We start from the raw sequence: 22604 nt of genomic DNA on the forward strand, positions 1-22604 counted from the left end.
TGGCGATGGGGTCAATTCGCGACATCGCAGCAAGATTGGCGGCGATGTGCGCGGCCCGTACAAGGGTAGTTCATCAGTTTGAAATTTGAGGGCCTTGACGCGGGCCTTCGCCTTCGGACGTTGGCTCATATATGCTTAAGCGGAACGCATGGGAGGGAAGGATGCGCGTCACAAGCCTGTTTTTCCTATTAGCCGGCCTCACGATGCCTGCAGCCTTCGCTCAAAGCGAAGTATCGGTCGAACGAGGGTTGCAGGTATCAATCATCGGCGGGTGTCACGATTGCCATACCGAAGGCTACAGCGAAACAGAAGGCAAGATTGATCCTGAAAAGGCTTTAATGGGCAACTCGGTCGGTTGGCGCGGTCCCTGGGGCACGACCTATGCGACCAATCTTCGGAGAGATGCTGCGGTAATGAGCGAGCGCGGATTCGTAGGGATGCTGAAGCGCATTAGAACGCTTCCACCGATGCCTTGGTACAATCTTCGAGCGATGGAGGAGAGCGATATGCAATCGCTCTATCAATACATTAGGTCGCTCGGCAAATCCGGGAAGCCGGCCCCGAGCCGCAGTCACCCTAATGAGGAACCGACGACGCCATACGTTCAACTTGTGCCACCCCAAATGCCGAAGAACTGACAAATATGCTCAGATCTGAGCGAAGAACGGCGCCCGGCAAAAAGCGCAGCGTCAGATTTCAAACTGACCCACTACCAAGGCGAGACTACCGAAACGCCCCCAGGGGATCGCTCTGCCCCGCCGCCCGCCTCGCCGCCCTGTACTCCGCAGGATCGACCACAGCCTCCCGCAGCATCATCACGCCATAACGCGTCGCGGCCATCAGATCGTCGCGCAGCTTCACCACCTGGCCGTCCTTGCGGTGGTAGAGGCGGAATTCCTCGAACCAGGGCAGCAGCGTCGAAAACACCTTGAAGCGGCCGGATTGCATGCGGTCGAGCATCTCCATCAGCCCGGCCTCAACCGAGACCGAGCCGTCGGCGAACTGGGCGTGGCGCGACAGCATGTTCAGCCCGTGCGCGGCATATTGTTTGGCCAGCGCCACGCCGGCGCCCTCCAGCGTCTCGCGGCGGCCGTCGCGCGGCCAGGCGAAGGGCAGCCATTCGCCCCACGGTTTCAAGGTCAGCGCCTGCATGGCCGGCGTCTGCTGCGCGGCGCGGGCCGCCTTGGTGACATAGACGACATCGGCCTCCGTATCCCAGGCGAGTTCGACGGCGGCCGACGGATGGTCCCAGCCGAAATCCAGTGCGCCGAGCCGCGGCCAATAGCGTGGCAGGCGGAACGGCTCGCAGGCGATCAGCTGCTCGGCCACCGGAAAGATACGGCCGGAACCCAGCACCGGAATGCCCTTGGCGCGCGCCTCGCGCTCATGCGCGGGATAGGCAGCGACGATCGCGGCACGCTGCTCGGGCGAATAGTGCTCGGCATCGTCGATGGTCATGAAGGTGACGTGACGGGTCATTGTTTCTCCGCACGGATCGATTCAGGATGCGGCTGTAGCGCATTGTTTTTGCACATGATTTCCGCCTGCGTTGGCGCCACCCCTCACCTGCCTGCCGGCATCCTCTCCCCGTATAGTGACGGGGAGAGGGGCGCTCTCATCGACGGTTTCGCCAGTCACCAGCGTTGTGGACGGGGCGCCAAGGTTGCGGCAAGCCCCTTCTCCCCGTCACTATACGGGGAGAAGGTGCCGGCATGCGGATGAGGGGCAGCGCGGCAGACGTGACGTTGTTGCTCCCCGCTTCGCGCGGGGCGAGGAACCCAAGTTCTGCTATGTCCGCTCAGGATTTGTAGCCTTCCTTGAGGCAGTCATTCTGCCACTGAATGTCGAACTCCTGCTTCGACCAGGAACGCCGACCCATGCCGCTCTCGATACGCGGTGCGGATCCATCGATATAGATGATGAAGTGCCCGCCTTTCGTGAAGATGCCGCTCTTGGCCATGACGTAGCCGCAGGTCTGCCCGGTCGAACTGTTGCCGGTGACCTGGACATGGCTGAACTGGGCCACCGGATCGTTCACCTGGTCACGGACCTCGTCTTCGGCCTTGGCGATCGCCGCAGCGCGCCAGTCTTTTTCGGTGCAGGCGGCGAGACCGATGAGCCCGCAAAGCAGGAGCAGCTTCCGCAAGTCATGTCCGTGCATGTCTGGCCTCCGACGGTCGCGCCGGAAACTACTCGCCCCACGGTTGCAATCCAAGCGGCATTGCAGATCATGGTTTCAGCGCGGTTTCCGGGCGCTTCCGTTCGAGCGCGGCGGTTCTTCCCTTCTCCCCTTGCGGGAGAAGGTGGCCTCGCGAAGCGAGGTCGGATGAGGGGTGCTCCAGCTTGGCACCGTCGGCGATCCCTCCAACACCCCTCATCCGTCTCGGCGCTGCACGCCGATCCACCTTCTCCCACAAGGGGAGAAGGGAAGACCGCGCCAAGTCCGTCACCGCTTGCCCATCCCCTCCACCTCCTCGGCCGACAAAAACAAAAGCACTACATCCGACATGCCCAAGAGCGGCGTGAACGTCACGATCGTTATCCCGCCTGTCGCGTTGGTACGGGTGAGCCCCTCGGAGTAGACATCGAGCGGCGGCTCCTCGTCGAACCAGACGCCGTCGAGCGTTTCGCCCTGCCACTTTTCGCGGCCCTTCTCGTAGCTCTTGAACGACAGCACGCTCTCGCCGGCCTGGACATCGCCGCCGCCGCCCCAGCGCACCACGACGCTGTCGAGCGCACCCGGCGCGCCGCGTCCCATGGTGGTGTGGACGATGGCGTCGGCCGGGATCATGCCGGTGCCCCAGGCCGCCTGCATCTCCGCGCCCGCGGCATGGAACTCGGCCTGCCTTGGATAGGGCCGGTAGGCGGCCAGCTGGTTAGTGCGGCGCCGGCGGTCCAGCTCCTTCAGCAGCGCCAGATAGTCCCTGCGCGCCGCGATCAGTGCTGCCCGGCTTTTCGAGGCCTGGCCTTTCGGGGCCCGGTTTTTCGAGGCCCGGGGTCTCGAGGAAAGGCTTGAGGACGGCTTCGAGGCCGCGGATTCGGCTCCGGATCTCGTCATCGCTCAGTGCGTCCAGTTCGTTGATGTTGACATGCAAATCCTTGGGCAGCACCGACAGCACGATCTTCAGATACTGGTCGGGCTTGTCGGCCCGCACCGCAGCGATGACGCCGGCGCCATGGCTCTTGAAATCGGCGCGCACGGCCGCGACGAAATCATCGCCCAGCGTCTTTTTGGGGCGCTTCGGGCGGGACGAGACGGCGGTTGCTTTCGGCTTGCGCTGCCGACGCGGCGTGGCGTCAGCCATGCGTCGCCCCGTCGAGCCCTGCCCTGCCCGCCGGCTGCTCCACCGCGTTCGCCTGCCTCGCCCGCGCCGCCTTGGCCTTGCCGGGCTTGCGGCGCCCCTTGGCCTTTGCGGGTTTGCGCGCGGGCCTGGCCGTCTCGGGTTTTGCGGTGGCCGATGTCGTCGCCGGTGCGGCCTTGGGCTGAACGGCATCGGCTCTTGCCAGGCCGGCCTTGGCCTTCTGGATCGCGGCGACGCCGACGGCCCTGTCGCCCGCGCCCTGCGACCCCGGTGGAAAACCAAACCCGCCGATAGCATCGACCGGACCGCCGCGAACCATGCCGATCAGCACGCCGGCGGGAACGGCCTCGAAACGGCCGACGCGTGCCTGCGGCGCGGCCTCGAATTCGCCGATGGCGCTGACGATTTCCTGGCCGTCATCGTCGGTGATGATGGTTGCGTAGCGTGGCATGGGCGTCTCGCGGGTGGTGGAATGTGTCGTCGGCTTAGCGGCGATGGATGGCGTTCCTTCGCGCCCCCCTCTGTCCTGCCGGACATCTCCCCCTCAAGGGGGGAGATTGGCAGCTTCGCCGCCCGCATCTCACTTGCCGGAGGATGAGCGCCGGTGATTTGCGAAACCAAGGCGACATCCGATCTCCCCCCTTGAGGGGGAGATGTCCGGCAGGACAGAGGGGGGCGCTGTCCCGCCAGCGTTGATTACTGGCCAGATGCACTTTCGTTCGAAGGAAACCAGAAAACAAAAACCCGCCTCGGCGGCGGGTCGTTGGCGCAAATCAGCACCATGGACAAGATAGTAGCATAGCTGCCGTCACCCGGCAAGGTATTTTTTCCTATCCGCCTCCATTGCGTTCGCCGCGGCGCCGCAACCTTCACCGGCCCGGTATTCACAACAAGCTTTTCTCCTCGTCTGGCCATTAGCCGGCGCTTATGGAATCATTCCGCCGGGGACTCGGGGAGAGCGGCATGGACAAACCTGCCATGGCATCCGTCTTCAGGATGCGGCATCAGCCAGCAACCATTTCGGGCGTCCGCAGCCTTGGCACGGGCCAGGCGGATCCGATCTTCCACTCGAAGCCGCTCGGCCAGGCGATCCGCTTCATCGTCCAGGCCGACGGCCAGTACGACCTCAGCGCCGCCGCCATCGCTTATGGCGACCGCTCGACGCCGCCGCTGGGCGGCCGTGAGATAAGGGCGCTATGGGCCGAATATGGCCAACGCTGGATGGAGCCGTAAGGCGCAAGACGCATTGGCCGGCAGACAGCCGATCCGCGCCGCTCCGGATCGTATCAGGCCTTCGCGCGTTGAAGCCTGACCAATGAGAGGAACCGCCATGAACGTCGCCAATCTGCAACTTGAGGGCCTGCTGATGGCCGTCGCTTCGATCAACCAGGTGCTGGTCCGCAAAGGCGTGCTGTCGGTCGAGGAGATCGACATCGCCTTGCGCCGCGCCGAAGCCAGTGAAACCGGAGAGGAACGTTCCGGGGGCATGTCGGCGTCGAGCCGCGATGCCGTCAACTTCCCGATCCGGCTGCTGGAGCTGGCCAACCGGTGCCAGCCGGAGGCGGACATGCCGTCCTTCTCGAAACTGGCGCGCATGGTCGGCCAGATGAAGGAACCTTATAACGACCAGATGTGAGGCCCCTTTCCGATGCGGGCTCCTCACGCCCTGCCCGGCCAGCCCTGCCGCAGCGCCAGCACGTTGCCCGGTCCATGCGCGGCGGCGAAGAGCAGGCCGGCGGCGAACGGGAAGTGGGACATGAAGGCGCCGAACTCGGCCTGGTTGCCGACCCAATGCGACGGGCCGTGGAAGGCAAAGCCGAGGAAGACCACGTAAACCGCGCCGATCAGCGCTGCCGGGGTCAGGAACGCGCCGGTCAGGAAGGCGATCACCAGCAGCGTTTCGAGGATCGCGGCGCACCAGGCCAGAAACAGCGGGAACGGGAAGCCGGCGGCGGCGATGTAGCCGGCGGTCATGCCCATGTCCATGAACTTGAAGGCCACCCCCATCGCGAACATGGCGGCGAAGATCAGGCGGGCGACGAGAATGGCAGCGGTCTGCCACGGCGTTTGAACGGTTTCCATGATGTCCTCCGGGTTGGTGCGGTTCCCGTCCCAAGGACGGGCGATGGGCGGCGGTTCCGACATCACGGGTGAAATAGTTTCGGCAGGAGGAGTGGCAAGCTTTTGCGGGAATGGTGGCCGCCTGGCGCTACGCCTTCCCTTCTCCCCTTGTGGGAGAAGGTGGCCTCGCGAAGCGAGGTCGGATGAGGGGTGCTCCAGCTTGGCACCGCCATACTCCGTCCAACACCCCTCATCCGTCTCGGCGCTGCGCGCCGATCCACCTTCTCCCACAAGGGGAGAAGGAAAAAAACTCCCTACCCCGCCTTCGCCTCCGGGTGGCTGATTGAGTCCCTCACCCTGCCATACTCCGCGCCCCAGCGGTCGGTCATGTCGCAGCGTATGTCCCAGAGCTCAGGGAAGAAGCGGTGGCGGGCGCCGCCTTCCAGCATTTCCACCGGCCGGCCCTTCAGCGATTTCGAGCCGAGCCCGATCGAGCGGTGGATGAGGTAGAGGTGGTTGGCGCGGAATTTCTGGAACAGCTCGTCGAACTCGATCAGCGCCTCGGCGACGACGTAGGAGTCACCATGGTCGTAATGGGCATCGTAGACATCCTCGACCGCCAGCCCGCGGCCGTCGAGGTATGAAGCCTTGAAGGCCCGCCAGAGGTCCGGCGGCAGGCGCAAAAGCAGCTTGAAGCCCGGCGATTCCTGGCCGCTGCCATTGCCGAGCTGCAGGCGGATCTGCTGGTACTCCTTGGGCGACATGGTTTCGAGCAGGTCGAGCTGCGCCGTCATCATGCGCATGAGACGGTGCACCCTGCCCATCAGCGTGACGATGCGGTGGGTTTCCTGTTTCTCCAGATAGTCGAGGACATCGACCAGCGTGTAGGCGATGAGCTTCATCCACAGCTCCTCGACCTGGTGCACGATCTGGAACTGCAGCTCGTCGGCATTGACCATTTCGGCCAGCGGCTTCTGGCATTGCAGAAGCTTGTCGCATTGCAGGTAGACGCCGTAGTCGCGCATCTCCGGCGCTTCGATGCGGGCGTGATAATCGGGCTTGTGCATGGTGTTCTCCCCTGCCCGGCCTCCGGCTCGGGGTCGGTTCAGGTCGCCATGATAGAAGCTTTCGGCTCGAACATTGTTCCTTTCTGTTATCCAAATAAGAGGAAATGGAGTACGATGATCGTCTGTTCTGGAAATTAGGAGAACGATTGATGCTGGATGCCCTCGACCGAAGGATCGTCGCGGCGTTGGAGCGGGATGCGCGAATCTCCTTTGCCGTGCTTGCCGACGAGGTGGGCTTAAGCAAGACGCCGTGCTGGAAGCGGGTCAAGGCGCTGGAGGACGCCGGCATCATCCGCGGCTACACCACGCAGATCGACCCGGCGCGCATCGGCTTCGGCATCGAGGCCTTCATCCAGGTGTCGATCGACTTCGAAGTGTCGGACGCCTTCGAGGCGGCGGTGAAAAGACATCCGCTGATCCGCCGCTGCCACGCCACGACAGGCGAGGCCGACTATCTGCTGCAGATCGTGACCGTCGACATGATGGCGCTGGACAGGATGCTGCGCGAAGAGCTCAGCCGCCTGCCCGGCGTGCGCCGCACGATCACCTCGATGGCGATGCGCGAGATCAAGGGCGACATTTCGTTCGCCGATGCGGTCGGGCATGCGCTGAGGAGGTAGGTGGCTGGCGGGCCAGCGACGGCATGGGATTGCGTGCTCAGTTCCGCGAAGATCTGCCATCGGCCGGCTGCGGCTCCCGCGGTTTGGGCGCTTCCTTCTCGGCGTCGGCCTTGCGCTTCGGGCAGTCCTCGTAGTCATGGTCTCGCCCGCCGCAGTAGGAGCAGCATTTTGCCGGGTTGTCGGAGTGGAGCATCGAGGCCATTCCCAAGAATGCACGAAACGGTTTCCGGTTGCAGCAATTCGTGAAGCCGCTCCGGTCCAGCCCTGTGCCCAATAATCCAAAGGAGCCCGCCGCTTCCGCGCCGGGCCCCCGCCTAGCCTGCCGTCACCGGTCACGCATGCGCGTGCGGGTGGCGGAAGTCCCAGACCGCCCAGGCCGACGCGGCAGCCACCAGCACGCCGAGGACGACATGGGTCGCCATCACGTTAGTGCTGGCCGCGAAGCCAAGCAGCCAAGGCGAAACGATCAGCCAAAGCCCGATAACGAGGTTCGCCCACTCTTCCCATTCGGCAAACGCCGAAAGCGTCGCGAGGGCCAGGCCGCCGAGCACGAAGCCGGCAATCCAGGCATTCCACGCAGGCGTGGTTTCAGCGGTAAAGCCAATGATCCAGGGTGAGATGAACAGGCAGATCGCAAGGACCAGATTGATCCAATCCTGGCCCTTTCTTCCTTCCATCAGTTTCATTGCCATGACAACCTCCATAGAGAAGCTTGACAAACGGCACTACGTTTCGCGTGCACCGCACGCTTAGTCATTGATATAATTACGCTTCAATGGGCCTTCAAGGGCGCGGCCCCGGCGCCAATATCCAGCGGAGCTCCGGCGGTGCCAGAGGGCGCCGGGCGCCGGGCGCCTACGGGCCCGCCGGATGGCCCCGCCCACCACCGGCGCCTCGCAATCTCCGAATTTTGCATTGGCAAACAAAGACGCTATATTAGCTGACTAAAGTGATTCAGCATTGGCAGTACGATGGCCAAGAAGAAACCCAGAACGGCAGTCTCCAGCCTATCCGCCCCTTCGCCGGCGGAAGCCTATGAGGCGACCTACTTTGCCCGCAAATGCGGCCTGACCCGGGACGAGGCGCTGAAGATGATGCGCGAGGCCCAGAGCCCGCTGAGCATGGCGACGTCGTCCGGCGGCCAGCGGAAGAAATAGTTTCCGCGCGAGGTGCCCGCGCTGGACGGGCCGCAGAAGCCCATAGCACCCGCCAAAGCCGCAACAGTTTCCCGTTTTGGGAACTTACCCCTTTGTTCCCATATTGGGAATTTGCTATAGGCAAGCGTGCAGATCGTCAGCAGAAAGACCCTTGTCGCCTTCTGGACCAGACATCCCCAGTCGAGAGGGGCGCTGACTGCCTGGTATCAGGTGGTCGACAAGGTCGAGTGGAGGACCCTGCGGACATCAAGGCCCAATTCGGTGCGAATGTGGATTTCGTAAGCGACAACCGCGCGATCTTCGATATCGCCGGCAACAAATATCGGGTCATCGTGCATGTCAGCTATACCTACAAGCGGGTGCTGATCAAATTCGTCGGCACCCACGCCGAGTACGACAGGATCGATGCGGAGACAGTGTGATGGAAAACATTCGCCCTCTTAAAACCGAAGACGACTATGATTGGGCCATCGCGGAGATCACCAAATACTTCGAGAACGAGCCCGAGGTCGGCTCTCCCGATGGCGATCGCTTCGACGTGCTGGCCGATCTGGTCGAGGCCTATGAGGCCAGGCACTACCCGATCGAGACACTCGACCCGGTTACGGCCATTCGCGCCCACATGGAAATGGCGGGGCTCAAGCAACTGGCCCTCGCCGAGATCATCGGATCGGCGTCCCGGGCCTCGGAAATCCTGAACAGGAAGCGCTTGCTGACGATGGACATGGCGCACCGGATTCACAAGCACTGGCGCATCCCCGCGGAGGTACTTATCCAGCCTTACCATCTTGCAGGTGATGGAGAGGCGAAAAAGGCCGGCGCGGCTGCAAGAGGGCGTTAGGTCGACCTGTTTGCTCCGATGCCGACGGTAGGATTGCCCGGTGAACTCGTCTGAACAAAACTTGGCGGATCTGGTGCCAGTCGACAAGCTCGATACCGACAAGGCCTCCGCCCTGAAGGCGCTCGGCTATCCAGCAATCGAGCCGATCCTGCCGCAGCTTCTCGAATGGCTTCAGGACATCAATTGGCCCGTAGCGCAAGCGTTGCAGCCGCTTCTGGCCGGCATCGGTCCACCGCTCGCGCCGTATCTGCGCGAGATCCTGCGTGGTAACGACGACATCTGGATATACTGGATACTCGTCAGCGTCGTTGCCTACTCTCCTGCCCTCGCCGACTGCCTGACGGATGAGCTTGAGCATCTCGCGGCCAATGGCTCCTCCAAAGAGGGCGTTCGTAACGCTGCACGCGATATCCTCAATGGAAATTTCCGCGAGCCCGCCTGATCCTTGCGGTCGGCGACGAGGCGGTCGTAGACAGTCATCCCGACGACCATAGAGGCGACAAACAGGAAAGCAGGCGCGAGCCCGAGCGTCAGGCTGGCCAGCGCAGGGCCGGGGCAGAAACCGGCCATGCCCCAGCCGATGCCGAACAGGGCCGAGCCGAGGACCAGCCGCCGATCGATGCCGGTATCCGGCGGCAGATGGAATGCCCGGTCGAAAACCGGCCGCTTCATGCGCCTGGACAGCAACGTGCCCAGAATCGCCACGGCGCGGCCCCGGCGAGCACGAAGGCGAGGCTCGGGTCCCAGTCGCCCGCGACATCGAGGAAGCCGCGGACGCGGGCGGGATCGAGCATGCCGGAAAGCGACAGGCCGAAACCGAAGACCCCGCCGGAGACCAGGGCGGCAAGAAAACGCAAAGTCTGGAGATTCACAGTCCGGCGATCCTCATCAAGGTAACGGTCGCGATCCCGGCCGACAGAAAGCTCAGCACGGCAACGAAGGAGCGCGGCGAAAGGCGGGCGAGACCGGCGACCCCATGGCCGCTGGTGCAGCCGGAGCCCATGCGCGAGCCGAACCCGACCAGCAGGCCGGCGGCGGCGATCATCGGCAGCGAGGCGATGATGGTCACCGACGGCCAGTGGCCGAAGCCGGCGAGGAACAGCAGCGGACCGAGGAGCAGGCCGATGACAAAGGCCGCGTTCGTCGCGGCGCGCGCCAGCAGCAGCCGGCCGACGATACCGCTGATGCCGGCGACGCGGCCATTGAGGAGCAGCAGCAGGCTGGCCGAGAGGCCGATCAGCATGCCGCCGAAAAGCGCAGGCCAATAATGCATCATGGCGTCACCGCTTCGGCGCAGAAGATCGTGTAAAGAGCCTCGACGAGGCGCGCGGCCTTGGCTTCCGTCAGGCGATAGAAGATCTGCTTGGCCTCGCGCCGCGTCTCGACGATGCCGGCGTCGCGCAGCACGGTGAGTTGCTGCGACAGCGTCGGCTGGTGGATGCCGAGTTCCTCTTCGAGCTGGCCGACGGCGTACTCGCCTTCGACCAGCGTGCAGACGATCATCAGCCGGGCGGGGTGCGACAGGGTCCGCAGCAGGCCGGCGACCTCCCCTGCCCTGCCTTCCATGTCGGCGCGAGTCATCGCGGCTTTGGCTGGCATCGTCATGATCAGCCCCATGCCGCGCCGGCAAGCGCATCGAGCGGGAATTTCAAGTAGCGCCGGCCATTGTCTTCCGGTTCCGGCAGGCGCCCGCCGCGCAAGTTCACCTGCAGCGCGTGCAGGATGAGCTTGGGCATCGGCAGTGTCTTGTCGCGCGTCTGGCGAAGCGCAACGAAGGCCGCCTCGTCGATCCCGGCGATATGCGGGTTCGAGCGCTTCTGCTCGGCCACCGTGCTTTCCCAACGCGGCTCGCGGCCGCCCGGCTGGTAGTCATGGCGGTGAACAGGCGCGTCCCGTCCGGCAGCGAAAGAATCCGTTGGATCGATCCCCACAGAACCTTCGCGCTGCCGCCGGGAAAATCCGCCCGCGCCGTGCCGCTGTCCGGCATGAACAGCGTGTCGTGCACGAAGGCCGCGTCACCGATCACATAGGTTATGGAGGCCAGCGTATGGCCCGGCGAGAACAGCACATGCGCGTCGATCGAGCCGACCTTGAAGCGATCGCCATCGGCAAACAGCCGGTCCCATTGCGAGCCGTCGGCCGGCAGCGTGGGCCAGTTGTAGATGCCTTTCCAGAGACGCTGGACATCGACAACGCGGGCGCCAATCGCGGTCGGCGCGCCCGTCCTGCCCTTCAGGTAGGAGGCGGCCGAGAAATGATCGGCGTGGGGGTGAGTGTCGAGGATCCATTCGACCGTCAGGCCATTGTCCGCGACATAGGCAAGGATGGCATCGGCATTGCCGGTGTCTGTCGCGCCGGATTTTTCGTCGAAATCGAGAACCGGATCGACGATGGCGCAGCGCCTCGTCGCCGGGTCGGAGACGACATACTGGATGCTCGAGCTGCGCGGATCGAACAGACCCCAGACAGTAGGCCGCGCAGGCGGTGGCTGTCCCACGACCGGGAGATTGTTGGCGATCCTGACTGGCTGCATGGCCGCCCTTTCTCTTCTCAATATACAATTGCATATATTGTATAATGACTGAGAGTCAACAGGCGTCGCACGTCACCGCGCATCCGGTGTCAGCACCATGGAACGTTCGAGAAAGCCGACAAAAGGAGGTTACGCCTGCCGCCGCTCCGGCAGAACCACCTGAGCCGTCGCTCGAGAAACAATCGTTTCCAGCGGCTCGGGCCGGTGCAGCAGAAAGCCCTGGCCGTAGGCGACGCCCATGCCTTCGAGGATTTCGAGCGCGGCTTGCTGCTCGATCTTCTCGGCGACCACGGAGCAGCCGAGGCTTCTGGCGATGCCTGATATCGCCGAGACGATCTCGCGGTCAAAATTGTTCTGGGCGATGTTCTCTATGAAGGAGCCGTCGATCTTGATGGCGTCGACGGGAAAGCGCCGGAGATATTCGAACGAGCTCATGCCGGCGCCGAAATCGTCGAGGCTGACGCGGCAGCGGCGCTCGCGCGCCTTGCGCACGAACTGTTCGGCGGCGTCGAAATTGGTGACGGCGGCGGTCTCGGTGATCTCGAAGCCGATGCCCGAATGCGGTGCGCCGGACTCGGCGATGGCGGCGTCGACGAAGTCCCACAGTAGCGGGTCGCTCAGCGTCTGCGCCGACAGGTTGAAGCCGAGCGAAATCGCGCCCGACCGCATTGCCGGACCGTGCTGCGAGAGCGCCGTCCTGATGATCCAGCGGTCGAGCCTGGAAGCGAGGCCGAAGCGCTCGGCCACCGGGATGAATTCGCCGGGCGGGATCATCCGGCCGTTGCGTCCGATCAGCCGCGCCAGCACCTCGACATGGCGGCTCTCCTGCCAGGGCTTGCCGAGCAGATGGATCTGCTGGCCGAACAGCTTCAGCCTGCCGTCCTCCATCGCGTCGACCAGGTCGGCGGCGAGCCGCGCCGCGTTGAGCCCGCCTGAGCCTGACGCCGTCTCCGGCGAAAACACCGCGAAACGGTTGCGGCCGGCGGCCTTGGCTGCGTAGCAGGCATCGTCGGCGCAGGCCAGCGCATCGGCCACGGTGGTGTTGTGGTCGGCGACGAAGGCAATGCCGACGCTTGCCGCGAGCCTGCGCGACGTCGCCGCCACTCCAAGGTCGGCGTCGCGCACGGCCGCAAGAATGGCGGCGGCCAGCCGCTCGGCCTGCAATTGGTCGCAATTCGGCACCAGCAGCGCGAACTCGTCGCCGCCCAGGCGCGCGGCATGCGCGGATGGCGGCAGGCAGCCGACGATGCCGCCGGCGACGCCCTTCAGCGCGAGATCGCCGGCGGCATGGCCGGCGTAATCGTTGAGCGCCTTGAAGTAGTCGAGATCGACATAGAACACCGCCAGCGGCAGCCGGCGCGCCGTGGCGATATGGCCGGCCAGCAGCCTGTCGAAGGCGGCGCGGTTCAAGAGCCCGGTCAGCGCATCGTGGTTGGCGGCATAGGCCAGTTCCTGCGCGCGCTTCTTGTCCTCGGTGATGTCGCGCACGGTGCCGAGGATCTGGCCCGCCGCACCGGTGGCGATGAAGCGCACCAAGGATTCCACATGGCGGATCTCGCCGTCACGCTTGACGATGCGGTATTGCGAAGCAATGACCGTGTCCGAGCCGAGAGGCACCTGGTGGGCGCGCTCGGTGGCGTCCTTGTCGTCCGGGTGCAAATAGGTGTGCCAGAGGTCGGCCGTCACCTCATCGGTGTCGGCGACGAGGCCGAAGATCTCCCTGGTGCGGGCATCCCAATAGCTCTTGTGGGTGCCGATATCATGGTGCCAGATGCCGGTGCCGCTGGCGGCGAGCGCCAGCCGGAAGCGGACATTGACCTGCTCGAGCGCGGCTTCCGCCTCCTTCTGCCTGGTGATGTCGGTCTGCACGCCCATCAACCTGACGGGCCGGTCGTCTGCATCGTGCTCGACAATGCCGCCGCGATCCAGCACCCAGACCCAGTGGCCGTCCTTGTGCTTGAGGCGCAATTCGGTCTCGATAGAGGGGGTCAGGCCGGCAATGTGGCGGTCGCCGCTGGCCTTCGCGCGCTCGCGATCGTCGGGATGCGTCAACTGCAGCCAGAGGTCGGCCGCGTCGGCAAGCTCGCCCTCGTCATAGCCGAGCATCTTCGACCAGGTCGGCGAATAATAGCAGGCGCCACTCTTGAGATCCCAGTCCCAGACGCCGAGATGGGCGCGCTCGAGCGCCAGCGCCCAGAACTCATCATTGCGTGCCTTGTCGTCTGCCATGCCCGGTTTTTGCCCACCCTGTCGCCGACAATGTGCACAAAAGCAGAGAAGAATCCGTTACCGGGGCGCTAGCGGGAGCCTTGCGCCGGTCGTCTTGCCCAAGTTGGCGACATCTCCCCTCAAAAGGTCTCAAGAGGGGAGATTGCGCGCCGCCAAGCGTGGGCAAGGAACCCAGGGTGAAGCCCTAAGCCGCCGGCATTCCCTCGATCGCTATGATGCGTGTCCTGGCGCTGCGGAAGCGGATTTCCTTCAGGCGCTCGTACTCCGGAGAATCGTACCAGGCAGTGAGCGCGGCCATGTCGGGGAATTCGACGATGACCAGCCGATGCGGATCCCAATCGCCTTCGAGTACTCGGGTTGCGCCGCCGCGCGCGAGATATCGCCCGCCATGGCGCGCTTCGGTCGCCGGGACCTCGCGCTTGTATTCATCGAACGTGGCAGCGTCGGTGACATCGACATCTGCAATCAGATAGGCAGCCATCCCCTTGCCCTCCCTTCTCTAAATCGTCTTCCGAACTGCGCCAGAGGCCGGCCAAGCAGGGCGGCCCAGCGGCCGGGTGAGGGGGGCTCGATCGGCCGCCAGGCCTAACCAGCAAACGGGGGTAGAAGGTTGCCGGCTGATTGCGCATTATAGTGGGTTTTATTAGCTACAGCTAAATTATTAAAATTGTTTGCAACGCGGTCAATGAGTGCGCATCGCGCCGCCGTCGTGCCGGTGCATAGCTCGGCCTGCCAACCCAATCGTTAAAATTGTCTGGAACTAACGAGGTCATCCTGCATTTTAGCTGCAAGCGGTCGATTTCTCAGGAATGTAGCCGCGCCCACGAATAGGCCTCCGCCGTACTATTCGTTTAAGCGCTCGCCGCAGCTCCGTTTGAGCGGCGAGATGGCGCTTGCTTAGAAGAGCCACCAATCCGAAATGTGAGCTGGCAGGCTCGCATGCTCAAGGCCGGCGCCCCCGGCATCAGGTAGCTCAACGGTCGCATGGGGAGCAAAATGCTCGTCCGGGCCGTCGGGATGATCGGGAGCCGCCGCCGCTAGAGCTGCCAACGCTGTATCGATATCGAAAGGAGCCGGCGGAACATGCTCTCGAGCTTGGGTCGGCAAGTGATCGAGTGCTGGAAAGACTGCTGGCTTACCGGACATGGTTGTCCTCCTAGGTACACTCTGCACAAAGGAATGAAATGGCCGGTGCGGTCGGGCGCTCGTTGCTAGATCTATCGCACCGCACCGGCCATTTGCGGGATAGGAAGAAGCCCCCCGCGCGCACTAACTTATAGATATATTAGAAATCACTCAATTACGACTGAGTGCCCTAGTTCACTCGGCGGTGCAGTTGGGACTGAAGTCAGCTGCCTACAGGGCCGGCAAGGACGCGCGCTGGCGGCGGCACGGATATTCCGACCTTCTTTTTTCTCCTCGTCGAACCTCGCTGACCCGAATTGTCTATCCGCGCTAGCTCGAGCGGCCGATTTGGGGGCGATCTACATCGGCTACTATTGATCTGTCGCTTGACGCTGGGGTCAATTGGGTGGGCACGTACGTCAGGCCGGGTGTGCGGTTGGGGTTACGGAAGTCGCAACGTCTTGAAGGTCCGTCCCCCGGCCGCACTCCTTGAGACGCCGGCCCCGGCATTGGCCGGTGTAAGAGGACTGACAGGACGTTCAAAACGGCTCCCCTGTCATTAGTTCTTTCATTGCTCAGTCACCTATTTGGTTGTGCTGCCACTGCACCCTGCGAAGGCAGCTCAAGGCAGCGGGGACCTACCCCAAGCCCCCACCCGGTCCCCGCTGCTCCTTCTCGATCGCGGAATCCCGGCCTAGACATTAGCGATGGTTAATGGTTGTGTCCGGTTGCATTTCACCGCTGGTGACGTGCAACAGGTGGCAACCTGGCCCGCGTCTCCCCGTACAAGGAGAGACGCGGGTTTCCCGCCCTCTCCATGGCGCAATCAACCGTGATTTGTCTAACCGCCGAATAAGGAGCAATTTCTTTCGGGGCTCCGGCTATCGAGACCGCCGGGGGGCGCGGCCCGGCCTGCAAATTCTGTGGCAACCCAACGAAGCAGACCGGGCCATCAGGCCTCAGCTTACCGGCCCTGTCCCGCGCCATTGAATGAAAGCTGCATCCGTCCCAGTAGTGTCCGCGCTCTGAACCTGCGCTTCAGCACTGTAGGACTGCTCGCCCTTCCTGCTTCATCGCCTTGCGGCGCTCGATCTCTTTCCATGCTTCATGCTCGGAACGGCCAGATGCAGTGCCGACTTCGGGATCGAACACGATGATTGTTCCGGCATTGGTCCAGATAGCGATCATGCGTTCTCCGGCACTTTGGCCGCCGAAACGCGCGCTGGCGAGGCTTGAGGCTCGGCGACCGAGCCGCCCAACGGCCGGGAGGGCTCGCGGGCTCGGGGTCGGCCGCCGGGCCTAACCAGCAACGGTTCGCCGGCTGGAAAGATTGTAGTCCGGCCATGCATTACCGCTAACTTGGCAAAACGGCTGTGTTCGGTTCTTCCTAGGCATCCAATCGGATGAGCCAGAGTCGAACCGCCCATAAACGTATGGCGAGCGCGCAAGAAAATAGTGCTCGACTGCCGGCTCTCGCCGGTCGCCTGGTGACGACCACGGATGCACACACTGGGATCTGATCAAAGTGTTCCATTGCCAGCCCTGTCGAGAGGCGGGCCGCGATGACCGAACTCTGTCTTTCACCAGCCAAGCCGTGACGCCGAACAAGAGGCGGTGGCCTCTACAGCCACCCGCTGTCGGGGGCGGAATGGGCCTGCTCAATTGTGTTTTGACTATTTGGCTGCTCGAGCGCGTAAAATATCAGGTTCGCCCAGGGGTGGGCGGACTAACTCAGGGAGGATGTTATGAAGATGAATCGACGTAGTGCTCTCGCCCTTGGTGCCACCTCGTTGTCGGCCCCGCTATTGGTCGCATTACCGACTCCGGCAGCGGCCAAGACCTACGGTCCGACTGATGGCAAAGAGATTTTCCCCGGTGTTCGGCTCGTCGAACTGGGAACACGGGACTCCCATATCAAGGGGTACAAGACCATCGCCATGCAAGACGTCGTCTACCAGCCGAAGGGAACTAGCCCGCTGGGGGACGTCATGGCGGACGACATGGTTTGCACGGTCACTGAAGGCGAACTGCAGGTCACGGCCGGGGACATGCAGTTCACGGCCAAGGAAGGCGATGTGTGGAGTTGCGGCAAGGGTAGCACGAAGGAGGCTGCTACGAACAACGGAACAGTGGTCGCAGTGATGCGGGTGATAAACCTGAAGGTTGCATAAGCCAAGTTGCCAAGGAAGATGGCCGGCGCCCGTTGGGCGGGGGGCTCTGGGGTAAAGGCGCCGGCCAGGCGGTCAATCAAGTCCGCCGCCGCAACAGATAGACCGCCTGGACGTATGGTGTGATCGCGGAACTGTGCCTAGCTGCTTTCGTGGTCTCGCTTTCCTCGTCGTCGCACCTCCGAATGAGGTCACGCAATGGGTCAAGCCGGGTCTGATAGGCCGTGTGAAGCGTTTGCGGGGCGAGGAAGACCTGCGTCACGCATCGCTGCGGGACTTCCGAGACGAGAGCTGGTTTTTGTCGCGCTGCCACCGCCGAGCGGGCCAAAGGTGCCCTCGGCGCGCATGGTTGCATCACGGCGCCTGGCACGGAAACCGACGCGTGTAACGCCACGTCATCGCCTTGCTGGGGGCTCAGGCCGGGAGCCGCCAGCGATAGGCTTCGTCGACCAGGCGCAGCGTGCCGAGATTGTCGGCGGGGCTGCTTTCGAGGATGCGGCCCGCCGCCAGTCCGTCGATAAAGCAGGCGATCGTGTCGCGATAGGAGGCGGCGTAGTTCGCTGCCAGATCGACCGACACGGATTCGGATCGTTCGCCGTCGAGCGTCAGCCGGTCGCGCTCGAGCAGGATGCGGCCGCGTTCGCAGAAGATCTCAAGCCGGTCGAAGACCTCGCCGGGATAGCCGCGTGCATGGAGATTGCCTTGCAGGGTGACCGGTGTTCCATCGCTGGCGACCATCGACAGCAGCGCGTGGTCATCGCCGATCACCGCATCGCTCAGCCGGCCAACGGCGGCGGAGCGCAGGCTGAGTTCACCGAACAGGAAGCGCAGCGTGTCGATGTGGTGGATCAGGATTTCCTTGACCAGCATCTGGTCGAGCGCAGCCAGCATCGGCTGGCGCCGCAGTGCCGGAAGCTGGCCATCTGCGTCCGGCACCAGGCCACTGCTCAGCACGCTCATCTGTGCCTGCACCGGACGGCCGATGCCGGTCTCGTCCAGCCAGCGCCTGATCTGCCGGTAATGCGGCCGGAAGCGCCAGTTCTCATGCACCATGAACGGAACGCGGCCGCCAATCTCGGCCACCAGCGCTTCCGCTTCGGCAAAGCTCGGCGCCAGCGGCTTCTGGCAAAGGATCGCCAGCCCCGCTCGCGCCGCCAGCCGAACATGGGTGGCATGGAACTCACGCGGCGAGGCGATGTCGACGGCATCGAGTTTTTCGGCCGCGATCATCGCTGCGGCGTCGGCATGGATGCCCGCAATGCCGTACTCGGCCGCGCGGGTGTTGCGCGCCTCGGCAGACGGGTCGGCGATGGCGACCACGACGGCCCTGCCGGCCAGGGCGCGATATGCATCGAGGTGGTGGCGCGTCACCCAGCCGGCGCCGATCATGCCAATGCGCAGGGTCATGCCGGCTCCTGGCGGATGCAGGCGGCGCTGGAGGGCACTGACGTCATCAGGCGCCCCGGCGGCTCACCAGCCTTTCCACCAGCACGGCGGCGATGATGATGGCGCCGATCGCCGAGCCCTGCCAGAACGGCGAGACGCCCAGCAGATTGAGGCCGTTGCGGATCATCACCATGATGAAGACGCCGATCAGCGTGCCGATGATCGAGCCGCGCCCGCCGAACAGGCTGGCGCCGCCGATGACAACGGCGGCAATCGCATCGAGCTCCAGCAGATTGCCGGCCAGCGGATCGACCGACAGGATCTTGCCGGCCAGGAGCAGCGCCGAGACGGCCGACAGCGCGCCGGAGACGACATAGGGCAGGATGGCGTAGCCGACGACATTGAGGCCGGCGGTGCGCGCGGCCTCGGCATTCGAGCCGATGGCATAGATGGTTCGGCCGCCCTTGGTGTAGCCGAGATAGAGATAGGCCAGCAGGTAGAGCACGAGCAGGACGAAGACGTTCATCGGGATGAAGGCGACCTTGGTGTAGACGAAGTCGCTCAGCGATTCCGGGATGTTCGAGATCGAGATGCCGCCGGAAAAGATGTAGCAGAGGCTGCGGCCGATCGACATCATGCCGAGCGTGACGACGAAGGCGGCGAGGCCGAAATAGCTGATCAGCACGCCGGAGACGAGACCGATCAAGCCGCCGGCGACGATCCCTACCAGCGCGCCGACCGGCAGGCCGAGGTCAGGCACGACGATGCCGAAGATGATGCCAGTGAGCCCCGCCACCGCACCGACGGAAAGATCGATGCCGCCGGTGAGGATGACGAAGGTCATGCCGATGGCGACGATGCCGACGACCACCGACTGGTCGAGCAGGTTCAGCACGTTGATGGTGGTCAGGAAATAGGGCGAGGCGAACGACAGCGTCACCGCGATCAGGATGGCGAGCAGCAGCATCCTGACTTCCAGCCGTGCGGTCAGCCATTTGAGCGCCTGGCGTGGCGGTGGCGACGCATAGGCGGTGCCGATCGTTTCATTCGCGGCCATTGCGGGTCGTTCCTTGTCAGTCATCAGCGGCATCAGTCATGGGCGGCGTAGTGGGCCTTGATGACGGCAGCCAGTTGGCCGGCGTCGGGCGGCTCAGTGTCGTGCGGCAGAACAAGGCCGGCCGCGCCCATGGCATGGCCGCGCGAGCCCGCGACATCGACGATCAAGGTGTTCAGGCCGCCGTCGGCCTCGGCGACGAATTGCGATTTCGCGGCGGCGAGTGCCGCCGGAATCCGCGTTTCTCCAAAATCCACTGCAGCGCCGTCGCCGAAGCCGGGCGCGGCACGTTGATCGGCGACGGCGACCTTCAGGCAAAACAATTTCTCGTCCTCGATCAGCCCCCAGAAGGCGGCGCCGCGATAGGTGGCGGCGAGGTCGCGCAGGAAGCGCACGTTGCGCTCCATCGAGGTGCGGGGTGCCGCCAACAGCGTCAGCTTCTCCTCGTCCAGCACAGCACTCGGCATGTCGGCGATCGACATGCCGTCGCTGATGACGACGACGCGCTCGCAGATGCCGAGCAATTCGTCGAAGTCGGAGGAGACGATCAGCACCGCGACGCCGCGGTCGGCGATGGCGCGCAGCATGGCGTAGATCGAGGAGCGCGTGCCGATGTCGACGCCCTTGGTCGGCTCGTCGAGCAGGATCACCTCGGGATCGAGCATCAGCCAGCGGGCTATGATGATCTTCTGCTGCATGCCGCCGGAAAAGTTCAGCATGCTGGCGTCGAGCAGCCGGTCCGCCGGCAGGCCGAGCATGGCGAGCAATTCGCTCACCTTCTCGTCGCGCCGCCGATAGGCGAGCCCGAAGCCGCGATGGGCGCCGAGATGGGCGAGCAGAAGGTTTTCCCGCACGCTCAGGTCCGGCACGATGCTCTGGCGGCGGCGGTCCTCCGGCACGAAGCCGATGCCGGCGCGGATCGACTGCGCCGGCTTGCGCGGCGCAAACGGCTTGCCGTTGAGGCGCACCGAGCCGCCGTCGCGTCTCCTCAGCCCGAAGATTGCCTCCAGCGTCTCCGAGCGCCCGGCGCCCACCAGGCCGCCGAGGCCGACGATCTCGCCGCGGTGCAGGCTGAAGGAGACGTCGCGGACCAGCGGTACGCTTCTCAGGTTCTCGACTTCGAGCACGACGGGCTTTTCGGCATGCGCGCTCGGTGCCCGCTCGCTATAGATCTGGCTGAGCTCCCTGCCGACCATGTGGCGGATCAGTTCGGTCTGGGTCAGCTTCGCGGTGGCGACGTCGGCGGCGACGGTGCGGCCTTCCCTGAGCACCGTGACCTTGTCGGTGACGGCGAACACTTCCTCCAGCCGGTGCGAGACGAAGGCCAGGGCCCTGCCCTCGTCGCGCAGCTTGACCATGATGTCGAACAGCCGCTCGACCTCGCCGGGGCTGAGCGACGCCGTCGGTTCGTCGAAGATGATGAGGTCGGATTCCAGCGCCAGCGCCTTGGCGATCTCGACCAGCTGGCGCTGCGCGGCGGAGAGCGCGCGCACGTCGCCGTCGAGCGGCAACTGCGCGCGCTGGCCGAGGCGGGAGAGTATGTCCTCGGCTTTCCGTCGCATCTCGCCGAACTTGGGCAGGCCGGGCCGGCCCAACTCGGGGAGAAAAATGTTCTCGACCACCGACAAATCGGGGCGAGACTTGTTTCCTGCATCACCAGCGAAATGCCGGCATCGATGGCGTCGCGGGCGCGGCGGATCGAAAACGGCTTGCCCCTATAGGCGATGTCGCCTGCATCCGGGCGGATCTGGCCGCAGATGACGCGCGAAAGCGTCGACTTACCGGCGCCGTTGGCGCCGAGCAGAGCGTGGATTTCACCGCGCCTCAGCGTGATCGAGGCATCGGCGAGCGCACGGGTGCGGCCGAACGATTTCTCGACGCCGCTTGCCGTGAACAGGGTTTCTTTCGCTGCTGCCGCCTGCATCTTGCCTTCGCTGGAAAGCCGCGCCGGACCGTCCCGGCGCGGCATTGGAACTTGCCGATGCTACTCGCCGAAGACGTTCTTCTTGGCTTCGGGAAGCAGCTCTTCGATGTTGGTGCTGGTGGCGATCATCACCGGCACCAGGACCTCCTTCGGCGGCGTCTTGCCGGCAAGGTGCTCGGTCAGCGACTTGGCGGCGGTCTCGCCCATCAGCCAGGGCTGCTGCATGCCGGCCGCCGTCAGTTCGCCGCTCTTCAGGAGATCGACGAATTCGGGAATGCCGTCAAAGGCGCCGACGATGATGTCGCCGGAGCGGTTGCTGGCCTTGATGGCGCGCAGCGCGCCCATGGCCGGCGTGTCGGCCTCGATGAACATCGCCTTCAGGTTCGGATTGCCGGTCAGCATGTCCTGCGCGAACTTGAAGGATTCGTCGGCCGTGTAGGCCTGCATCTGCTGCAGCGCGATCTCCTTGCCGTAGCCGCCTGCCTCCATCGCCGAGCGGAAGCCGTCGGTGCGCTTCTGGCCGTTGATGCGGGCGAGCGATATGGTGATCATGCCGTAGGGCGCTTCCTTCATGCCCTTGGCTTTCGCCGCTGCGGCAACCGCCTCGCCGACACCCTTGGCGCCGGCCGTGTTGTCGGAGGCGATGAAGGAGACATATTCGCCTTCGGTGGTGCCGATGTCGCAAATGACGACCGGGATCTTGGCGGCGGCGGCGAGCTTCAGGACGCTCGGCGCGGTCGAGGAATCGGTCGGCGAAATCACGATGCCGGCGACGCCGCGGGTGATCGCGTCCTGCGCATTGGTGAGCTGCTTCTGCGCGTTGTTCTGTGCTTCCAGCGCCTGGAAGGAGTAGCCGCCTTCCTTGGCGCCGGCCTCGACGCCCTTGGCCACGGTGCGCCAGAACGGCACGTCGAGCGCAGGCGCGAGGTAGACGATCTCCTTCGATTGCGCGAAGACGGGCGAAACACTGATGGTCGTTGCTGCCGCCGCTGCCGCGGCGAGTGCGATGAATGTACGTCTTTTCATTTCCGTTCTCCTCCGTTGATGTTTTTCCTGCGATGCGCGCCCGAGGTCCGGCCGGCGCGCTGGATTTTCGAACTCCTCCGACGGACCTCCCTTTTCTGCTCCGTAGACTCC

26 protein-coding genes and 5 pseudogenes are annotated in these 22604 nt (G+C 64.2%); 10 read left to right on the plus strand and 21 right to left on the minus strand.

Annotated features, from left to right (window positions below; all coding sequences use genetic code 11):
* The first annotated feature begins 161 nt into the window (after nucleotides 1-161).
* Entirely contained in the window at nucleotides 162-638 is a 477-nt protein-coding gene (locus AC04SI_RS28400) for a hypothetical protein (RefSeq protein ID WP_404283919.1), read from the plus strand.
* Nucleotides 639-723: 85 nt separating this feature from the next.
* On the opposite strand, the gene AC04SI_RS28405 is transcribed toward AC04SI_RS28400, so the two are convergent.
* The 5 genes from AC04SI_RS28405 to AC04SI_RS28425 form a co-directional block, all read right to left on the minus strand.
* The gene (locus AC04SI_RS28405) at nucleotides 724-1479 is read right to left on the minus strand and encodes a phage terminase large subunit family protein (protein ID WP_404283921.1); all 756 of its coding nucleotides are present in this window, start codon (nucleotides 1477-1479) and stop codon (nucleotides 724-726) included.
* 319 nt (nucleotides 1480-1798) lie between these two features.
* Complete coding sequence (locus AC04SI_RS28410) at nucleotides 1799-2161, minus strand: hypothetical protein (protein ID WP_404283923.1); 363 nt, start codon at nucleotides 2159-2161, stop codon at nucleotides 1799-1801.
* A 285-nt stretch (nucleotides 2162-2446) separates the two neighbouring features.
* Nucleotides 2447-2815 (minus strand): terminase large subunit domain-containing protein, encoded by a 369-nt coding sequence (locus tag AC04SI_RS28415; protein ID WP_488475328.1) that lies wholly within the window; start codon nucleotides 2813-2815, stop codon nucleotides 2447-2449.
* A 61-nt stretch (nucleotides 2816-2876) separates the two neighbouring features.
* On the minus strand, nucleotides 2877-3305 hold the full coding sequence (locus tag AC04SI_RS28420) for a hypothetical protein (RefSeq protein ID WP_404283926.1): 429 nt from the start codon (nucleotides 3303-3305) through the stop codon (nucleotides 2877-2879).
* Nucleotides 3298-3753, minus strand: coding sequence for a hypothetical protein (locus AC04SI_RS28425; protein ID WP_404283928.1), 456 nt, complete (start codon nucleotides 3751-3753; stop codon nucleotides 3298-3300). Before AC04SI_RS28425 ends, AC04SI_RS28420 begins: the two co-directional genes overlap by 8 nt.
* A gap of 512 nt (nucleotides 3754-4265) precedes the next feature.
* Here AC04SI_RS28425 and AC04SI_RS28430 point away from each other — a divergent pair.
* The gene (locus tag AC04SI_RS28430) at nucleotides 4266-4535 is read left to right on the plus strand and encodes a hypothetical protein (protein ID WP_404283929.1); all 270 of its coding nucleotides are present in this window, start codon (nucleotides 4266-4268) and stop codon (nucleotides 4533-4535) included.
* A 97-nt stretch (nucleotides 4536-4632) separates the two neighbouring features.
* Nucleotides 4633-4938: a hypothetical protein gene (locus AC04SI_RS28435; RefSeq protein ID WP_404283931.1), complete on the plus strand. Its 306-nt coding sequence runs from the start codon at nucleotides 4633-4635 to the stop codon at nucleotides 4936-4938.
* A 23-nt stretch (nucleotides 4939-4961) separates the two neighbouring features.
* Here AC04SI_RS28435 and AC04SI_RS28440 read toward each other — a convergent pair whose 3' ends face one another.
* Both AC04SI_RS28440 and AC04SI_RS28445 read right to left on the minus strand, forming a co-directional pair.
* A complete protein-coding gene (locus AC04SI_RS28440) occupies nucleotides 4962-5384 on the minus strand; it encodes a DoxX family protein (protein WP_404283932.1) in 423 nt (140 codons plus the stop codon).
* A gap of 293 nt (nucleotides 5385-5677) precedes the next feature.
* Nucleotides 5678-6430 carry a tryptophan 2,3-dioxygenase family protein gene (locus AC04SI_RS28445; protein ID WP_404283934.1) on the minus strand — a complete coding sequence of 251 codons (753 nt, stop codon included), beginning with the start codon at nucleotides 6428-6430 and terminating at the stop codon, nucleotides 5678-5680.
* Nucleotides 6431-6579: 149 nt separating this feature from the next.
* On the opposite strand from AC04SI_RS28445, the gene AC04SI_RS28450 reads away from it, so the two are divergent.
* On the plus strand, nucleotides 6580-7050 hold the full coding sequence (locus AC04SI_RS28450; protein WP_404283936.1) for an Lrp/AsnC family transcriptional regulator: 471 nt from the start codon (nucleotides 6580-6582) through the stop codon (nucleotides 7048-7050).
* A 332-nt stretch (nucleotides 7051-7382) separates the two neighbouring features.
* Here the strand turns inward: AC04SI_RS28450 and AC04SI_RS28455 are convergent, their stop codons facing one another.
* Nucleotides 7383-7742 (minus strand): SPW repeat protein, encoded by a 360-nt coding sequence (locus tag AC04SI_RS28455; protein ID WP_404283938.1) that lies wholly within the window; start codon nucleotides 7740-7742, stop codon nucleotides 7383-7385.
* A gap of 279 nt (nucleotides 7743-8021) precedes the next feature.
* On the opposite strand from AC04SI_RS28455, the gene AC04SI_RS28460 reads away from it, so the two are divergent.
* The 4 genes and pseudogenes from AC04SI_RS28460 to AC04SI_RS28475 all read left to right on the plus strand — a co-directional run bounded on the left by AC04SI_RS28460 (nucleotide 8022) and on the right by AC04SI_RS28475 (nucleotide 9490).
* Entirely contained in the window at nucleotides 8022-8207 is a 186-nt protein-coding gene (locus AC04SI_RS28460) for a hypothetical protein (protein WP_404283940.1), read from the plus strand.
* A gap of 126 nt (nucleotides 8208-8333) precedes the next feature.
* Nucleotides 8334-8629: pseudogene (locus tag AC04SI_RS28465) on the plus strand (type II toxin-antitoxin system HigB family toxin).
* Entirely contained in the window at nucleotides 8629-9048 is a 420-nt protein-coding gene (locus AC04SI_RS28470; protein WP_488475329.1) for a helix-turn-helix domain-containing protein, read from the plus strand. Before AC04SI_RS28465 ends, AC04SI_RS28470 begins: the two are co-directional and overlap by 1 nt.
* Before the next feature lie 40 nt (nucleotides 9049-9088).
* Entirely contained in the window at nucleotides 9089-9490 is a 402-nt protein-coding gene (locus tag AC04SI_RS28475) for a DUF5071 domain-containing protein (RefSeq protein WP_404283944.1), read from the plus strand.
* 11 nt (nucleotides 9491-9501) lie between these two features.
* On the opposite strand, the pseudogene AC04SI_RS28480 reads toward AC04SI_RS28475, so the two are convergent.
* The 8 genes and pseudogenes from AC04SI_RS28480 to AC04SI_RS28515 all read right to left on the minus strand — a co-directional run.
* Nucleotides 9502-9920 (minus strand): annotated as a pseudogene (locus AC04SI_RS28480) (DUF6691 family protein); the annotation flags it as partial.
* A complete protein-coding gene (locus AC04SI_RS28485) occupies nucleotides 9917-10324 on the minus strand; it encodes a YeeE/YedE family protein (RefSeq protein WP_404283946.1) in 408 nt (135 codons plus the stop codon). The gene AC04SI_RS28485 and the pseudogene AC04SI_RS28480, both read right to left, overlap by 4 nt.
* The gene (gene bigR, locus AC04SI_RS28490; protein WP_192180030.1) at nucleotides 10321-10653 is read right to left on the minus strand and encodes a sulfite-sensing transcriptional repressor BigR; all 333 of its coding nucleotides are present in this window, start codon (nucleotides 10651-10653) and stop codon (nucleotides 10321-10323) included. Before bigR ends, AC04SI_RS28485 begins: the two co-directional genes overlap by 4 nt.
* 2 nt (nucleotides 10654-10655) lie before the next feature.
* Nucleotides 10656-11524 (minus strand): annotated as a pseudogene (locus AC04SI_RS28495) (MBL fold metallo-hydrolase); the annotation flags it as partial.
* A gap of 186 nt (nucleotides 11525-11710) precedes the next feature.
* Nucleotides 11711-13810, minus strand: a complete 2100-nt coding sequence (locus tag AC04SI_RS28500) for an EAL domain-containing protein (protein ID WP_404283949.1) — start codon at nucleotides 13808-13810, stop codon at nucleotides 11711-11713.
* 184 nt (nucleotides 13811-13994) lie between these two features.
* A complete protein-coding gene (locus tag AC04SI_RS28505) occupies nucleotides 13995-14291 on the minus strand; it encodes a DUF1330 domain-containing protein (RefSeq protein WP_404283951.1) in 297 nt (98 codons plus the stop codon).
* Nucleotides 14292-14707: 416 nt separating this feature from the next.
* Nucleotides 14708-14956: a hypothetical protein gene (locus AC04SI_RS28510; protein WP_404283953.1), complete on the minus strand. Its 249-nt coding sequence runs from the start codon at nucleotides 14954-14956 to the stop codon at nucleotides 14708-14710.
* A gap of 1017 nt (nucleotides 14957-15973) precedes the next feature.
* On the minus strand, nucleotides 15974-16123 hold the full coding sequence (locus AC04SI_RS28515) for a hypothetical protein (RefSeq protein WP_404283954.1): 150 nt from the start codon (nucleotides 16121-16123) through the stop codon (nucleotides 15974-15976).
* Between the two features lie 557 nt (nucleotides 16124-16680).
* On the opposite strand from AC04SI_RS28515, the gene AC04SI_RS28520 reads away from it, so the two are divergent.
* Together AC04SI_RS28520 and AC04SI_RS28525 are read left to right on the plus strand one after the other, a co-directional pair.
* A complete protein-coding gene (locus tag AC04SI_RS28520; protein ID WP_404283956.1) occupies nucleotides 16681-17106 on the plus strand; it encodes a hypothetical protein in 426 nt (141 codons plus the stop codon).
* A gap of 187 nt (nucleotides 17107-17293) precedes the next feature.
* Nucleotides 17294-17392, plus strand: a pseudogene (locus AC04SI_RS28525) (ATP-dependent DNA ligase); the annotation flags it as partial.
* Between the two features lie 125 nt (nucleotides 17393-17517).
* Here the strand turns inward: AC04SI_RS28525 and AC04SI_RS28530 are convergent.
* The 5 genes and pseudogenes from AC04SI_RS28530 to AC04SI_RS28550 all read right to left on the minus strand — a co-directional run bounded on the left by AC04SI_RS28530 (nucleotide 17518) and on the right by AC04SI_RS28550 (nucleotide 22493).
* The gene (locus tag AC04SI_RS28530) at nucleotides 17518-18510 is read right to left on the minus strand and encodes a Gfo/Idh/MocA family protein (protein WP_404283957.1); all 993 of its coding nucleotides are present in this window, start codon (nucleotides 18508-18510) and stop codon (nucleotides 17518-17520) included.
* 46 nt (nucleotides 18511-18556) lie between these two features.
* A complete protein-coding gene (locus AC04SI_RS28535; protein ID WP_404283959.1) occupies nucleotides 18557-19546 on the minus strand; it encodes an ABC transporter permease in 990 nt (329 codons plus the stop codon).
* Between the two features lie 32 nt (nucleotides 19547-19578).
* The gene (locus tag AC04SI_RS28540; protein ID WP_488475330.1) at nucleotides 19579-20901 is read right to left on the minus strand and encodes an ATP-binding cassette domain-containing protein; all 1323 of its coding nucleotides are present in this window, start codon (nucleotides 20899-20901) and stop codon (nucleotides 19579-19581) included.
* Between the two features lie 99 nt (nucleotides 20902-21000).
* A pseudogene (locus AC04SI_RS28545) lies at nucleotides 21001-21512 on the minus strand (ATP-binding cassette domain-containing protein); the annotation flags it as partial.
* A 15-nt stretch (nucleotides 21513-21527) separates the two neighbouring features.
* On the minus strand, nucleotides 21528-22493 hold the full coding sequence (locus AC04SI_RS28550) for a substrate-binding domain-containing protein (protein WP_404283963.1): 966 nt from the start codon (nucleotides 22491-22493) through the stop codon (nucleotides 21528-21530).
* Nucleotides 22494-22604: the final 111 nt, after the last annotated feature.

This window comes from Mesorhizobium sp. CNPSo 4689 (assembly GCF_057784325.1).

What these genes read in the sequence shown, in the direction of transcription:
- bigR (WP_192180030.1), bottom strand. Translation starts at nt 10,653, where the DNA reads ATGACGATGCCAGCCAAAGCCGCGATGACTCGCGCCGACATGGAAGGC.
- AC04SI_RS28415 (WP_488475328.1), bottom strand. Translation starts at nt 2,815, where the DNA reads ATGCAGGCGGCCTGGGGCACCGGCATGATCCCGGCCGACGCCATCGTC.
- AC04SI_RS28435 (WP_404283931.1), top strand. Translation starts at nt 4,633, where the DNA reads ATGAACGTCGCCAATCTGCAACTTGAGGGCCTGCTGATGGCCGTCGCT.
- AC04SI_RS28400 (WP_404283919.1), top strand. Translation starts at nt 162, where the DNA reads ATGCGCGTCACAAGCCTGTTTTTCCTATTAGCCGGCCTCACGATGCCT.
- AC04SI_RS28505 (WP_404283951.1), bottom strand. Translation starts at nt 14,291, where the DNA reads ATGGCTGCCTATCTGATTGCAGATGTCGATGTCACCGACGCTGCCACG.
- AC04SI_RS28420 (WP_404283926.1), bottom strand. Translation starts at nt 3,305, where the DNA reads ATGGCTGACGCCACGCCGCGTCGGCAGCGCAAGCCGAAAGCAACCGCC.
- AC04SI_RS28440 (WP_404283932.1), bottom strand. Translation starts at nt 5,384, where the DNA reads ATGGAAACCGTTCAAACGCCGTGGCAGACCGCTGCCATTCTCGTCGCC.
- AC04SI_RS28550 (WP_404283963.1), bottom strand. Translation starts at nt 22,493, where the DNA reads ATGAAAAGACGTACATTCATCGCACTCGCCGCGGCAGCGGCGGCAGCA.
- AC04SI_RS28515 (WP_404283954.1), bottom strand. Translation starts at nt 16,123, where the DNA reads ATGATCGCTATCTGGACCAATGCCGGAACAATCATCGTGTTCGATCCC.
- AC04SI_RS28445 (WP_404283934.1), bottom strand. Translation starts at nt 6,430, where the DNA reads ATGCACAAGCCCGATTATCACGCCCGCATCGAAGCGCCGGAGATGCGC.
- AC04SI_RS28405 (WP_404283921.1), bottom strand. Translation starts at nt 1,479, where the DNA reads ATGACCCGTCACGTCACCTTCATGACCATCGACGATGCCGAGCACTAT.
- AC04SI_RS28535 (WP_404283959.1), bottom strand. Translation starts at nt 19,546, where the DNA reads ATGGCCGCGAATGAAACGATCGGCACCGCCTATGCGTCGCCACCGCCA.
- AC04SI_RS28460 (WP_404283940.1), top strand. Translation starts at nt 8,022, where the DNA reads ATGGCCAAGAAGAAACCCAGAACGGCAGTCTCCAGCCTATCCGCCCCT.
- AC04SI_RS28540 (WP_488475330.1), bottom strand. Translation starts at nt 20,901, where the DNA reads ATGGTCAAGCTGCGCGACGAGGGCAGGGCCCTGGCCTTCGTCTCGCAC.
- AC04SI_RS28500 (WP_404283949.1), bottom strand. Translation starts at nt 13,810, where the DNA reads ATGGCAGACGACAAGGCACGCAATGATGAGTTCTGGGCGCTGGCGCTC.
- AC04SI_RS28530 (WP_404283957.1), bottom strand. Translation starts at nt 18,510, where the DNA reads ATGACCCTGCGCATTGGCATGATCGGCGCCGGCTGGGTGACGCGCCAC.
- AC04SI_RS28470 (WP_488475329.1), top strand. Translation starts at nt 8,629, where the DNA reads ATGGAAAACATTCGCCCTCTTAAAACCGAAGACGACTATGATTGGGCC.
- AC04SI_RS28450 (WP_404283936.1), top strand. Translation starts at nt 6,580, where the DNA reads ATGCTGGATGCCCTCGACCGAAGGATCGTCGCGGCGTTGGAGCGGGAT.
- AC04SI_RS28425 (WP_404283928.1), bottom strand. Translation starts at nt 3,753, where the DNA reads ATGCCACGCTACGCAACCATCATCACCGACGATGACGGCCAGGAAATC.
- AC04SI_RS28455 (WP_404283938.1), bottom strand. Translation starts at nt 7,742, where the DNA reads ATGGCAATGAAACTGATGGAAGGAAGAAAGGGCCAGGATTGGATCAAT.
- AC04SI_RS28510 (WP_404283953.1), bottom strand. Translation starts at nt 14,956, where the DNA reads ATGTCCGGTAAGCCAGCAGTCTTTCCAGCACTCGATCACTTGCCGACC.
- AC04SI_RS28410 (WP_404283923.1), bottom strand. Translation starts at nt 2,161, where the DNA reads ATGCACGGACATGACTTGCGGAAGCTGCTCCTGCTTTGCGGGCTCATC.
- AC04SI_RS28430 (WP_404283929.1), top strand. Translation starts at nt 4,266, where the DNA reads ATGGACAAACCTGCCATGGCATCCGTCTTCAGGATGCGGCATCAGCCA.
- AC04SI_RS28520 (WP_404283956.1), top strand. Translation starts at nt 16,681, where the DNA reads ATGAAGATGAATCGACGTAGTGCTCTCGCCCTTGGTGCCACCTCGTTG.
- AC04SI_RS28485 (WP_404283946.1), bottom strand. Translation starts at nt 10,324, where the DNA reads ATGATGCATTATTGGCCTGCGCTTTTCGGCGGCATGCTGATCGGCCTC.